This is a genomic window from Cedecea neteri NBRC 105707 = ATCC 33855, assembly GCF_001571265.1.
Lineage (GTDB): Bacteria > Pseudomonadota > Gammaproteobacteria > Enterobacterales > Enterobacteriaceae > Cedecea > Cedecea neteri.
In genome coordinates, this window is the sequence record NZ_BCTL01000008.1 from 1 (window position 1) to 13,611 (window position 13,611).

The following is a 13,611-nucleotide window of genomic DNA, read 5'->3' on the forward strand; positions in this document are numbered from 1 at the left end:
ATCAGCGCCACCAGCAATCAGGCCGTCAACGGCAGCCAGCTCTTTGCCACCAATGCACGTGTCTCGACTAACACCACCAATCTCAGTAACGTCGCCTCCTCCCTCGGCGCCGGCGCGGGCATTGCGGCAGACGGTACCTGGACGGCCCCGAACTATGCCGTCCAGGGCGGGAACTATGCCAACGTCGGCGCAGCGCTTGGCGCGCTGGATGTTGCGACTACGGGCAACAGCACCGCTATCAACAATCTCCAGGCGGAGATCAACAACGGCGGGCTCGGCCTTGTTAAACAGGATGCTACGACCCGCGATATCACTGTCGCAGCGGCGACAGACGGGGATTTAGTCACCTTCACCAACAGCGCGGGCGACACCCGCACCCTGTCCGGCGTTACAGCGGCGCTGCTCAGCAGCACCAGCACACAGGCGGTCAACGGCAGCCAGCTTTATGCCGCCAATAACACCCTTGTGAATATTCTCGGCGGCAGCGCAGCGCTTGACGGCAACGGCAACATTACGGGCCCGACATGGACCATTCAGGGAACCACCACCAACAATATCAGTCAGGCGCTGGCCTCGCTGGACAGCTCGGTGAATGACCTGAAGAGGGAAGCACAAAGCGGTGGCGGTAAGATTGTCACTCAGCCCGGCACCAAAGATACGGTGTCAGTCGGTGGACACACCGGTGGCTCAAGCGTCTCACTCACCGGGCAGGATGGCGATCGTACGCTTACCGGCGTCGCTAACGGTGTAAACGATAATGATGCAGTGACTGTCGCGCAGTTGAATGCGCTCAGCCGGGAAGTTGTCGCCGCCAGCAAACAGCTGGCCGTTAACGTAAGTGACAGCGTCACGCCTGCATCCGCTACCGGTGCAGACAGTATTGCCCTGGGCGGGAACGCTAACAGTTCAGGGACCAATGCCATTTCGATCGGTAACGGCGCTGCCGCCTCAGGAAGCGGGAGTTCTGCCGTCGGTGCCTCCTCCTCTGCCAGTGGCACGAACGCCACCGCGATGGGGCAAAACAGTAATGCTTCAGGCACCAACTCTGTTGCTCTCGGCAGCAGCTCCACCGCCAGCGGGAGCAATAGCGTTGCGCTGGGCGCAAATTCTGTTGCCTCACGGGATAACAGCGTGTCCGTGGGCGCAGCCGGAAGCGAGCGTCAGATAACCAACGTGGCAGCAGGTACGCAAACTACCGATGCCGTGAACCTCGGGCAGCTCAACAGTGCTCAACAGCAAAACAACCGCGCTTTCAGCCAGTTGAGTCGCCGCATAGATCGGGTTGAAAACAAGCTGACTGCGGGTATTGCCTCGTCGATGGCTATGGCGGGGATCCCGCAGGCATACCAGCCGGACTCAAACCTGGTCGGGGCAGCGATTTCCGGCTATTCGGACAAAAGCGCGATTGCCGTGGGCGTATCGAAAATTTCTGAAAATGGCCGGTGGATCACCAAGCTGCAGGCCAGCGCCAACACCGAAAGCGATGTTGGCGCATCCATTGGGGTGGGCTATCAGTGGTAAATAAAATGATGAGAAAATACGCAGTACTACCGGCAGTTATTGCCCTTACCGCCATGACGGGCTGCAAGGAGGTCAAAAAGGATGACACCCGTTCACAGGGGATGATTACCCTCTCCTCCGTGCCATTATTGCAGCAGGCGCTGGTCAATGAAGCGCCCGCTCCCGGGGGGCAGTTTAATGAAGCGGTGATGTCCAGCGTTTGCCAGTATGTTGCCGGTCAAACGGATAAAGCACATCTGGACGCCAGCCTGGCGGCGCAAAACATAGATACCAGCGCTTTTAGTGCAGCCGAGGGTAAACAGGCGCCGGATTATGCGGTGAAATGTGCCGCCTATATCTCTGCTAAGATCTTCAAAACGGATATCTTTCTGGCAAGCGAACACTTGCAGGCTAACGATGAACAAACCGTAGAGCTGGTAGCACAACGGTTACAGCAGCTGACGCCCAGCGCCGTACACGTGGCGCAATACCTTGCCGAACTGGCCGCGTCCAGTGAAGGCATGACATTTGCTTCGGTTGCCGATTACCAGACTTTTGTCCGCCAGCAGCTGTCAAAAACGGCTCCTGACTTCGTGAAGTCGGTGATGAACGACCCGGCTCAGCCTGAAAGCTACCGGGAGCGAGGCGTTAATGCAGGTTATCGCTTTAGGATTTCGGACAATACTATTGTGATGTCTTTATATGATGCAGACTGGCTCGGCAATGGAAAAGCAATGGGAACAGAATATAAGGTGAATATTCAGACGAAGAAATAAAGCAGAGTGCCGCCCTGGTGGCGGCATATTTATTTATAGACATTCATATTGATTATTTATTCAGCGTGGCAACATAGCCCGAAAAACGCCATTTCCCGTCTTCGTCTTTTCGGAAAGAAACCAATTCATTCCCCACGCGTCCCCCCGCAAACGTCGAAGTAAAATTAACGTTCACATAGTGGCCTGGGTTCACGTCACCGCTCTGCTCCGCCATCTGCACCTGCGTGATACTGCGCCACTCGCGCTTTTGCACCTTCCCAACCGCCTGCCTGTTACTGCCTACCTGAGAAACGAAGGTTTTTTCATTCACCGCGCTCTGTGTATATTTCGTCGCCTCTTTCCATATTTTTTGATAACCACCAGAATCAATAACCGTGGCAGCTTTTACGGCCATATCTTTAAAAGTTGTCGGATCGTTGGCCGGGTTAGCATCATTCGCCAGAGCGGATTGCGTTAACAGTAACCATAAGGCAAAACCGGAATACTTTGCTGTCCTCACAAGACTTCTCCTTCACCGATTAAAATAGATAACACGCACGCTTATGACTGAATAAATAAAATATATACCATTGCATCAGGTTTGCCGGAAAAGCACGGCATTAATGCTGAATCGCATGCGAAGTGACCCAATGCTACAATAGTCACCATTCACAAATCCGAACACAGGGAGCAAACATGTCTGAGTCCAGCGTCCAGGTCAGTGAAACCAGAGGCCCAGCGGAACACAGCGTCAGGGAACAGATCATCGAGGCGGCGACCGAGTTCTTCGGTCACTACGGGTTTGAAAAAACAACGGTGTCCGATCTCGCCAAAGCCATCGGCTATTCCAAAGCCTATATCTACAAGTTCTTTAAATCTAAGCAGGAAATCGGCGAAGTTATCTGCGATAACCGCCTGACGATGATGATAGATATCGTCAGCAAATCGGTGGCCGGGGCTTCCGGCGCGTCGGCAAAGCTGCGGGCGATGTTCAGCGCCCTGATTGCCGCAGGCAGCGATCTGTTTTTCTATGACCGCAAGCTGCACGATATCGCCATTGTCTCCTGTCAGGAGAACTGGCCTTCTGCCGAGCGCTACAAAATGCAGCTGTACGAAGCGCTAACCGCCATCATCCATGAAGGTCGCCAGTCCGGCGAATTTGAACGCCTTAGCCCGATGGATGACACCGTGAATGCCGTTTTTCTCGTCATGCTGCCGTATATCAGCCCGATCCAGCTGCAATACAACCTCGACCAGGCTAAACAGGCCGAACAGCTTTTACCCGCGCTTATCCTTCAAAGTCTGAAGCCCTGACCGCATTTTGTGACCATTGACTAAATTGGTCACTTGAATAATTATCGGCGTTCCTGCTCCGCGTTTATAAGGGAACGTATGTTTCGTCTTCAGCCTTTTCCGGCCGCTGTGGCGCTGCTGTGCTCGGCGCTCACCGCCTGCGGTGACTCATCTCAACCAGAGGATCCACGCACTCAGCCTCCGGGGGTTCGCGTTGTCGCGGTTCAGCCCGCCACCGATGACGCCCGGGCTTTTACCGGTATTGTCGCCTCCCGAATCCAAAGCGATCTCGGTTTTCGCGTTCCGGGAAAAATTCTTGAGCGCCTGGTGGACAAAGGCCAGACGGTGAAAAACGGTCAGCCCCTGCTCCGGCTGGATCCTCAGGACTTAAGCCTGCAGGCTAAAGCGCAGGATCAGGCCGTAGCCGCCGCCAAAGCCCGCGCGAAACAGGCCGCCGCCGATGAGGCCCGCTACAGAAGTATTGTCAGCAGCGGTGCGATTTCCGCTTCGCAGTACGATCAAATCAAAGCTCAGGCCGATAGCGCCAGAGCGGATCTGCAGGCGGCCATTGCGCAGGCCAATGTGGCTAAAAACGCCATGAATTATGCGGTGCTGACGGCAGACTCTGACGGTGTGATCATGGACACCCTGGCCGAGCCGGGTCAGGTTGTCGCCGCCGGGCAAGCGGTGATTCGCCTGGCCCGGGCGGGCCAGCGTGAAGCGGTTGTCGATTTACCGGAAACGCTGCGCCCAGCGCTGGGCACCGTCGCCCAGGCTCACCTTTACGGTTCAGATGGCGCTCCCGTAGCAGCGACCTTACGCCAGCTTTCCGACGCCGCCGACCCACAGACACGTACATTTGAAGCGAAGTTTGTGCTCGCGGGTGCGCTTTCTCAGGCACCTCTTGGCAGCACGGTCACGGTCGCCATCCCGGATGAAGGTTCCCCCTCACAAAGCGTGATTGTGCCTCTGGCCTCGCTCTATGATGCCGGGAAAGATAAAGGCACTGGCGTTTGGGTCGTTAGCGGCAAGCCGGCAAAAGTCAGTTGGCAACCGGTGAGTATCCGCCGTATAACCGACGAATCCGCCATTGTTGCCACCCACATTGACAGCCACGCCAGCATCGTCGCCCTCGGCGCACACCTGCTACACGAAGGCGAAGAAGTCAGGCCGCTCGCCCAGGGTACCACTGACCTGGCGGGAGCACCGTAATGCGCGACTCTCGCTTTAATCTTTCCGCCCTCGCGGTGCGGGAAAAATCAGTGACCTTGTTCCTGATCCTGCTCATCACCCTGGCCGGGATCATCGCGTTTTTTAAACTGGGCCGCGCCGAAGACCCGCCTTTTACGGTGAAACAGCTGACGGTGATCACCGCCTGGCCGGGTGCAACCGCGCAGCAAATGCAGGATCTGGTGGCCGAGCCGCTGGAAAAGAGAATGCAGGAGCTGGACGATTATGACCGCACTGAAACCTATACCCGCCCGGGCCTTGCCTACAGCGTTGTCTCCTTAAAAGACAGTACGCTGCCCGCCAACGTGCCGGAGGAGTTTTACCAGGCGAGAAAAAAAATCAGCGATGAGGCCAAAAACCTGCCGGATGGCGTGATTGGCCCGCTGGTGAACGACGAGTTCTCGGATGTGACCTTTGCGCTGTTTGCCCTGAAAGCCAAAGGTGAGCCGCAGCGCCAGCTGGTACGTGATGCCGAGAACCTGCGCCAGCAATTGCTGCACGTCCCCGGCGTGAAAAAAGTGAATATCATCGGTGAACAGGCGGAGCGCATTTTTGTCTCTTTCTCTCACGACAGGCTCGCCACGCTTGGCGTCTCGCCGCTGGATATTTTTCAGGCCTTGAGTAACCAGAACCTGCTCACGCCCGCAGGCTCAATCGAAACTGCTGGCCCGCAGGTGTTTATCCGCGTGGATGGCGCGCTGGATCAGCTCTCAAAAATTCGCGATACCCCCATCGTGGCCCAGGGGAAAACGCTCAAACTGTCCGACGTCGCCGACGTCGAACGCGGGTATGAAGACCCGGCGACATTCCTCGTCAGAAACAACGGCGAACCTGCTCTGCTGCTCGGCGTGGTCATGCGCGACGGCTGGAACGGGCTTGATTTAGGCAAAGCTCTGGATCAGGAAGCCCGCAGGATCAACGACACGATGCCGCTCGGTATGAGCTTCAGTAAAGTCAGCGATCAGTCGGTGAACATCAGCTCCGCCGTGGATGAGTTTATGGTGAAGTTTTTTGTCGCCCTGTTGGTGGTGATGGCGGTCTGCTTCGTCAGCATGGGCTGGCGGGTCGGCATCGTGGTTGCCGCAGCCGTGCCGCTGACGCTGGCCGTGGTGTTTATCGTCATGGCGGCAACCGATAAAAACTTCGACAGGATAACCTTAGGCTCGCTGATTCTGGCGCTGGGCTTGCTGGTTGACGACGCCATTATCGCCATTGAAATGATGGTGGTGAAAATGGAGGAAGGCTACAGCCGCGTGAAAGCCTCCGCCTATGCCTGGAGCCATACCGCCGCGCCCATGCTGGCGGGCACGCTGGTGACCGCCATCGGCTTTATGCCGAACGGCTTCGCCCACTCCACCGCCGGGGAATATACCAGCAACATGTTCTGGATTGTCGGCATCGCGCTGATAGCGTCCTGGCTGGTGGCCGTGGTGTTCACGCCTTATCTCGGCGTTAAGTTACTCCCCGATATGCATAAAGCCGCGCTGGCGGAACATGCGCTATACGCCAGCAAAAACTACACCCGTTTTCGTGCGCTGCTGAAAAGAGTCATCGCCCGCAAGTGGCTAACCGCCGGTTCGGTCGTCGGCCTGTTTGTACTGGCGATAGCCGGAATGGCCGTGGTGAAAAAACAGTTCTTCCCAATCTCAGACCGCCCGGAAGTGCTGGTAGAAGTTCAGCTGCCTTACGGAACATCTATCGAGCAAACGACGAGGACTACCGAGCGTATTGAGCAATGGCTCAGCGCTCAAAAAGAATCCAAAATCGTCACCTCCTACATTGGCCAGGGTGCGCCACGTTTCTACCTGGCCATGGCGCCTGAACTGCCCGACCCTTCGTTCGCAAAAATTGTGATCCTCACGCCCGATCCTGATGCGCGAGAAGCGTTGAAAATGCGGCTGCGGCAGGCCATCAGCAACGGGCTGGCACCGGAGGCACAGGTGCGCGTCACCCAACTGGTCTTCGGGCCTTACACACCTTACCCGGTTGCATTTCGCGTGATGGGGCCAGACCCGGATGTGCTCAGAACGATTGCGTCTCAGGTTGAAAAAGTGATGAATCAAAGCGGGCTGATGCGCACCGTGAACATCGACTGGGGCTCCCGGGTGCCCACGCTGCATTTCACCCTTAACCAGGACCGTCTTTACGCCGTGGGCTTAACTACCGCTTCTGTCTCCCAGCAATTACAGTTTCTGCTTTCCGGCGCACCGTTGACCGAAGTGCGGGAAGATATCCGTTCCGTGCAGGTTACCGGGCGAGCGAGAGGCAGCGTGCGGGACGACCCGGCGCAGCTCGCCGCGCTCACGCTCATCGGCGCGAACGGGCAAAAAGTGCCGCTCTCGCAGATCGGTAAAGTTGACGTGGTGATGGAAGAGCCGGTGCTCCGGCGTCGTGACAGGACGCCAACCATTACCGTGCGCGGCGATGTCGCAGATGGCCTTCAGCCGCCGGATGTGTCGACGGCGATGGTGAAACAAATTCAACCTATTGTTTCTGAGCTTCCGGCGGGATACCGCATTGAAGAGGCGGGTGCCATTGAAGAATCCGGCAAGGCCACGGCGGCAATGGCCCCGCTGTTCCCAATCATGATCGCGTTAACGCTGCTGGTGATTATTCTTCAGGTTAGGTCGATCTCAGCCATGCTGATGGTGTTCGCCACCAGCCCGCTGGGGCTTATCGGCGTGGTGCCGACGCTGCTGATTTTCAACCAACCTTTCGGCATCAACGCCCTGGTGGGTCTGATTGCGCTTTCGGGGATTTTAATGCGCAACACGCTGATCCTCATCGGCCAGATAAAGCATAACGAGCAGGCCGGGCTGACGCCTTTTGATGCCGTGGTTGAAGCGACAATCCAGCGTTCACGCCCGGTGCTGCTGACCGCGCTGGCGGCAATTCTGGCGTTTATTCCCCTCACCCACTCGGTGTTCTGGGGGGCGCTGGCTTACACGCTCATCGGCGGGACGTTTGGCGGCACCTTTATGACGCTGCTGTTCCTGCCCGCCATGTATGCGATCTGGTTCAAAATTCGCCCGCCAAAGGTCGATATCTGACCGATTCATCAGGCCCGGAGGAAACCTCTCCGGGCCATATTCCAAATCATGAACACCGCTCATGTTCTAATGAAATTAAATCACTTTTACTAAAACTGTGACTCAGGCATAAAAGATGCAATATTGTTAACAACACGCAAATTGTTAACGACATGCAATGTGAAGATTACTGACAGGTAAAACCACAGCTAACCAAAGGTTATCTGTGAGAAATCAAGCAGTAGATACAGGCCAAAAAACAGAATTAAGGTGCCGGATTACCATGACTAAAGCGTTTACTTTTACTCTTAAGAGCATTGTTTTTGATGAGAATTACAACCCATCAGGGAATACGCGCATCACAACCAATTTTGCTAACCTGGCCCGCGGCGAGAAGCGTCAGGAGAACCTGCGTAACGCTTTGATTATGATTGATAACCGCTTCAACTCCCTGGCGAACTGGGACAACCCGACCTCCGACCGCTATGGCGTTGAACTTGAAATTATTTCCGTTGAGCTGGATGTCGAAGGCAAGGGCAACACCTTCCCGGCGATTGAGATCTTAAAAACCCACGTGCTGGATAAGAAAACCGGCCAGCGCATCGAAGGCATCGTCGGCAACAACTTCTCCTCCTACGTCCGCGACTATGATTTCAGCGTTCTGCTGCCAGAGTACAACCAGGATCGTGAAAAATTCACCATTCCGGAAAACTACGGCGACCTGCACGGGAACTTGTTCAGACACTTTGTTGGGTCAGATACCTACAAAGAAAACTTTAACAAAGCCCCGGTGATTTGCCTGAGCGTGTCCAGCAAAAACGTTTACCGTCAGACCGGCAACCGCCACCCGGTGCTCGGCATCGAATATGAACAAGATTCATCTTCCCTGACCGATCTCTATTTCAACAAAATGGGGCTGAAGGCTCGCTACTTCATGCCGCCAAACAGCGTGGCGCCTTTTGCCTTCTACCACACGGGTGACCTGGTGAATGACTACTCGAACCTCGAGCTTATCAGCACCATCAGCACCATGGAGACGTTCCAGAAGATCTATCGCCCGGAGATTTACAACGCGAACTCTCCGGCCGGGCTGTGCTTCCAGCCAAGCCTGAATCACCAGGATCATTCATTCACTCAAATTGTTTACGATCGTGAAGAACGCAGCCGTTTGGCCATCGAACAAGGGAAGTTTACTGAACAGCACTTCATCAAACCGTACCAAACAATTTTAGAGCAGTGGTCTGCCAACTACCCTCTTTGAGACTCCAAATACAAGGTTATTCGACATGAAAAGATTATTGCCTACGTCCACTGCCGGCAGCCTGCCTAAACCGTCCTGGCTGGCCCAGCCTGAAACGCTGTGGTCGCCGTGGAAACTGCAGGATCAGGAACTCATTGAGGGTAAACAGGACGCCCTGCGCCTGGCGCTGCACGAACAGCAGCTGGCGGATATCGACATCGTCAGCGACGGCGAGCAGACTCGTCAGCACTTCGTGACCACCTTTATCGAACACCTGGACGGCGTGGATTTCGAGAAACGCGAAACCGTGCGCATTCGCAACCGCTACGATGCCAGCGTCCCGACCGTGGTTGGGGCTGTGGCTCGTCAAAAACCGGTGTTTGTGGAAGACGCTAAGTTCCTTCGCAAACAGACCGACCGGCCAATCAAATGGGCGCTGCCTGGCCCGATGACAATGATCGACACGCTGTACGACAACCACTACAAAAGCCGCGAAAAACTGGCCTGGGAATTTGCCAAAATCCTGAACCAGGAAGCGAAAGAGCTGGAAGCCGCCGGCGTGGACATCATTCAGTTCGATGAGCCAGCCTTCAACGTGTTCTTCGACGAAGTGAACGAATGGGGCATCGCCACGCTGGAACGCGCCATCGAAGGGCTGAAGTGTGAAACCGCCGTGCACATCTGCTACGGCTACGGTATCAAAGCCAACACCGACTGGAAGAAAACGCTGGGCTCCGAGTGGCGCCAGTACGAAGAGGCGTTTCCAAAGCTGCAGACCTCGAACATCGACATCATTTCGCTGGAGTGCCACAATTCCCACGTGCCGATGGATCTGCTCGAACTGATTCGCGGCAAGAAAGTGATGGTGGGCGCCATCGACGTGGCCAACCACGCCATTGAAACCCCGGAAGAAGTCGCCAACACGCTGCGCAAAGCGCTGCAGTTTGTTGATGCCGAAAATCTCTACCCTTCCACCAACTGCGGCATGGCACCGCTGCCGCGCCATGTGGCGAGAGGCAAACTGCACGCGTTAAGCGCCGGGGCCGAAATCGTTCGCAGAGAGATTCTGGGTAAATAACCAGAAGTTTATCTAGCCAGCCTGGCGATTGAGAGATCGCCAGGTTTTATGACTCGCTCAGTGCTTCGCTTAAGCACTCTCAGATTTCAAGAGCAGCCACGACCGCAGCTTCCATTTTCTCCGGGGTAGTAAGCGGTGCAAAACGCTTGAGAGGCTTCCCGTCCCGTCCAATCATGAACTTTGTGAAGTTCCACTTGATACGTCCCCCCAGCACGCCGGGCAATTCCTGTTTCAGATAACGAAATACAGGATGCGATGCGGCTCCGTTGACCTCGACTTTTGCGAACATCGGGAAGCTCACACCGTAGTTAATGTGGCAGGTCTGCGCGATTTCATCGGCATCGCCGGGTTCCTGCTTACCAAACTGATTGCAGGGGAAACCAAGCACCACCAGTCCCTGCTCGGCGTACTTTTTATACAGCGCTTCAAGGCCCGCGTACTGCGGCGTAAAGCCACACTGGCTGGCGGTATTCACCACCAGAACCAGCTTGCCGGCGTAATCAGACATAGAAATCTGTTGGCCAGTCAGGCTGGTGGCCGTCAGTTGATGAAAGGGATTCATGTTGGAGTCCTTAGAGCTTGTCGACATTGCCACACCGTATATAGGATCTTTTCATTCAGGCCAAACGTTATGAACAGAACATCATAGGTGACGTGAATAACCTTAGATGAATGTCCCTGTTTGCGTATTTATCTCGGCCAGCAGCCAATGTTCAAAATCTCTTAATGCGGAGTCGTTGATTCCCGTTTCTACCGGTTTAACAAAACAGAATTTTTTATTCAACGAGTCCGATTCCGGCCAGGGCGCGACCAGCCTTCCGTTGTCGAGTTCTTGTGCAACGTACATGCGCGGCACCAGGGCAACGCCCTGCCCGGCCAATGCGGCAGCAATGGCCATCTCATGAAGATCGTACCGGGCGCCCTGCGCCAGATTATCAAGGCTTATTCCCGTTTCCCGGGCATAGTGATGCCATGCGTCCGGGTTCAATCGTCGGTGAATTCTTGGCAAATCATTCAACTGTCCCTTTCCCTCATGGCCTGTTAACAAAGCCGGGTGGCAGACGGGAACCAGTTTTTCCTCAAAGAGGAATTGCACGCGCATCCCGGCCCACGCAGCATGCTCAAAATGCACGACGGCATCAAAACCGCTTCCGCTCAAAACGAAAGGATCGGTTCTGGCGGCAATATTTAGCGTGATGTCCGGATGTAAGGCGGTAAAACGGCTCAGCCGGGGGATAAGCCACCGGCTCGAAAATGTCGGCAGCGCGGCAATATCCAGGCTCCTGCTGTCCCTAGGCATACCCATTATGTATTGAGTATCTCTTTCAATTCGCTCAAGCGTTTCGCGAACATGAGAGGCATAACGCGCCCCGACAGGGTTGAGTTTTACGCGGCTCCCTGCCCGGTCAAATAATCGACAACCCAGTAAAGATTCAAGGCGTGCAATCTGGCGGCTAATAGCCCCTTCTGTCAGCGAAAGCTCCTCGGCGGCTCGGGCAAAATTACCGTGACGGGCAGCCGCCTCAAAAGCCTGCAGGGATGTACTACTGGGGATTTTTCTACGCATACGCCTCCAGGAACCGGACGGGCAATGAACGCTCAATGACTAAATATCACTGAGCGATGAAATAATATCGTTTCATTCGCGAAAATACAGCCGGTAGCATGACAAAAAATCACTGAGGTCTGTATGAAACATTTATATTTTCCATCCTGTCAGATTGGCGATTTTCTGGTTACCGCCCTAAGTGATGGCGCTATGCCAGCGAGCCTGGATTTACTTTCTGGCATCGATATGGCTGAAGCAGAAGCCATCCAGAAAAGTGCTGGCCTCGCTGAGCCTGGCCATATTCATATCAACTGTTACCTGATTCGCGGCAAGGGGCGAACTCTTCTGGTGGATACGGGTACTGGCGGGAGGAACAATGTGGGCGGGCAACTGAGAGCCAACCTTGCGGCTCTTGAGATCTGCCCTGATGATGTGGACGCGGTCTTGTTAACGCACTGCCACCCCGACCATATTGGTGGCCTGCTGGATGCTGAAGGAAACCCTGTCTATCGGCAGGCGGAACTTCATCTGCACCCTCTTGAAGCAGATTACTGGCGGGATGATGAAAAACAAACAGGCGCTAACGAGCGGGGAAAACTTAACTTCAGGCTGGCCCGCCAAACACTTGAGGCGTACGCATCAAGTCTGCGTTTTTTTACCGGGGGTGAAATCACAGCGGGCATTCTCCCGGTTTGGTTGCCTGGCCACACGCCCGGCCACACCGGCTTTCGCATCGATGCGGATGATAAAAGCTTACTCATATGGGGGGACATCGTTCATTACCCCCACATTCAGTCGGTGCAGCCCACCGCCTCCATTCTCTTTGACGTTGACCCGGTGCAAGCCGAACAAACGCGGAAAAATGTGCTGAAACTGGCTGCAAGGGAAAAACTGCTTATCGCAGGCATGCATCTGGACCAGACAGGGTTTGCCACCCTTAGCAGGGTTGATGATGAGGGCCCTACTTCCTATGCCCTGACTGCACAGGGATGAGCGCATTCTCCCCAGGGTTTGCCAGAAATTCGCGCCTTAAGCAGCTCGATAAATCTTTGCGCCCTGGGGCTCCTTTCTGACTGTGAGGCGCCGCTCAGCGCCACGATGTCGGCATCCGGCAGCGTATATTCTGGCAGGAGTCTCACCAGCTCGCCGCGGTGAATTTGCGGCAGCACATCCCATTCGGACCGCATAATGATTCCCCTGCCCGCCAGCGCCCACTCTTTTACCACCCGCCCTTCATTGCTGGACAACCTGGGCGAGATCCGCTGCGGGCAGTCCCCATGTGGGCCGGAAAAACGCCACAGAGTGACGTCCTCGCTGTTTTCCCGCAGCGCAATGCAGTCGTGATCCATAAGCTGTGCCGGCGTCAGCGGCGTGCCTTTTCGGTTCAGGTATTCCGGGGAAGCGCAGATAAAGCGTTGGTTAGGCGCAAGCTTAATACAATGCATGCTGGAGTCGCGCAGCTCGCCGATAAAAATCACCAGATCCCATTTGTGCAGCGTGGCCCAGTGCGGGTCGTCGGAGAGCGTCAGTTCCACCTCAAGGCTTTCATGCTGCGCGGCGTATTCCCCCAGCAGCGGCGCAATATAGTCGTTGCCAAACCCCAGCGGGGCCAGCACGCGCAGCTTGCCTCTCACCTGCTGCCGCCTGTCGTCCAGGGCAGATTGCAGGCCAGCCAGCTCGGTAAGAATTTTCTCCGCCCGGCTCAGCAGCAGCGAGCCTTCATCGGTGAGTGAAACCTGTCGCGAAGGCCGTAAAATAAGATCGACGCCCAGTCTTTGCTCCAGCCCTCTCAGACGCTGCGTGACTGAGGGCGGCGTGACGTTCAGCGCCCTTGCGGCGGCAGCCAGCGTGCCGTGGGTGGCGATAGTGCGGAAGAAAGAGAGATCGTCGCTACTTATCATTAACCTGAAACCTAATCATTCATTGCTTTTATATTA

At 55.5% G+C, this 13,611-nt stretch carries 12 protein-coding genes; 8 read left to right on the plus strand and 4 right to left on the minus strand.

All coding sequences use genetic code 11. From position 1 onward, the window contains the following. Window positions 1-1,521, plus strand: a 1,521-nt coding sequence (locus tag CNE01S_RS04370; protein WP_174522174.1) for a YadA family autotransporter adhesin, incomplete at its 5' end; no start/stop codon positions are given. Window positions 1,522-1,526: 5 nt separating this feature from the next. Then, window positions 1,527-2,276, plus strand: coding sequence for a hypothetical protein (locus CNE01S_RS04375; protein WP_061273755.1), 750 nt, complete (start codon window positions 1,527-1,529; stop codon window positions 2,274-2,276). A 52-nt stretch (window positions 2,277-2,328) separates the two neighbouring features. Here CNE01S_RS04375 and CNE01S_RS04380 read toward each other — a convergent pair whose 3' ends face one another. Beyond that, on the minus strand, window positions 2,329-2,775 hold the full coding sequence (locus tag CNE01S_RS04380; RefSeq protein ID WP_061273757.1) for a DUF4019 domain-containing protein: 447 nt from the start codon (window positions 2,773-2,775) through the stop codon (window positions 2,329-2,331). 176 nt (window positions 2,776-2,951) lie between these two features. Here CNE01S_RS04380 and CNE01S_RS04385 point away from each other — a divergent pair, with 176 nt between their 5' ends. The 5 genes from CNE01S_RS04385 (at window position 2,952) to CNE01S_RS04405 (ending at window position 10,125) form a co-directional block, all read left to right on the plus strand. Next, complete coding sequence (locus CNE01S_RS04385; RefSeq protein WP_061273759.1) at window positions 2,952-3,569, plus strand: TetR/AcrR family transcriptional regulator; 618 nt, start codon at window positions 2,952-2,954, stop codon at window positions 3,567-3,569. A gap of 78 nt (window positions 3,570-3,647) precedes the next feature. Further along, window positions 3,648-4,760 (plus strand): efflux RND transporter periplasmic adaptor subunit, encoded by a 1,113-nt coding sequence (locus tag CNE01S_RS04390; RefSeq protein WP_061273761.1) that lies wholly within the window; start codon window positions 3,648-3,650, stop codon window positions 4,758-4,760. Next, entirely contained in the window at window positions 4,760-7,828 is a 3,069-nt protein-coding gene (locus CNE01S_RS04395) for an efflux RND transporter permease subunit (RefSeq protein ID WP_061273762.1), read from the plus strand. Before CNE01S_RS04390 ends, CNE01S_RS04395 begins: the two co-directional genes overlap by 1 nt. 262 nt (window positions 7,829-8,090) lie before the next feature. After that, entirely contained in the window at window positions 8,091-9,068 is a 978-nt protein-coding gene (locus CNE01S_RS04400) for a DUF1852 domain-containing protein (RefSeq protein ID WP_061273764.1), read from the plus strand. A gap of 25 nt (window positions 9,069-9,093) precedes the next feature. Beyond that, a complete protein-coding gene (locus CNE01S_RS04405; protein ID WP_008459294.1) occupies window positions 9,094-10,125 on the plus strand; it encodes a methionine synthase in 1,032 nt (343 codons plus the stop codon). A 79-nt stretch (window positions 10,126-10,204) separates the two neighbouring features. Here CNE01S_RS04405 and CNE01S_RS04410 read toward each other — a convergent pair whose 3' ends face one another. Next, window positions 10,205-10,687 (minus strand): glutathione peroxidase, encoded by a 483-nt coding sequence (locus CNE01S_RS04410; protein ID WP_061273766.1) that lies wholly within the window; start codon window positions 10,685-10,687, stop codon window positions 10,205-10,207. 102 nt (window positions 10,688-10,789) lie between these two features. After that, window positions 10,790-11,692, minus strand: a complete 903-nt coding sequence (locus tag CNE01S_RS04415) for a LysR substrate-binding domain-containing protein (protein ID WP_061273768.1) — start codon at window positions 11,690-11,692, stop codon at window positions 10,790-10,792. Window positions 11,693-11,815: 123 nt separating this feature from the next. On the opposite strand from CNE01S_RS04415, the gene CNE01S_RS04420 reads away from it, so the two are divergent. Further along, window positions 11,816-12,667: an MBL fold metallo-hydrolase gene (locus CNE01S_RS04420; RefSeq protein WP_061273770.1), complete on the plus strand. Its 852-nt coding sequence runs from the start codon at window positions 11,816-11,818 to the stop codon at window positions 12,665-12,667. On the opposite strand, the gene CNE01S_RS04425 is transcribed toward CNE01S_RS04420, so the two are convergent. Beyond that, the gene (locus CNE01S_RS04425) at window positions 12,643-13,575 is read right to left on the minus strand and encodes a LysR family transcriptional regulator (RefSeq protein ID WP_061273773.1); all 933 of its coding nucleotides are present in this window, start codon (window positions 13,573-13,575) and stop codon (window positions 12,643-12,645) included. The two genes, CNE01S_RS04420 and CNE01S_RS04425, sit on opposite strands and share 25 nt — an antisense overlap. Window positions 13,576-13,611: the final 36 nt, after the last annotated feature.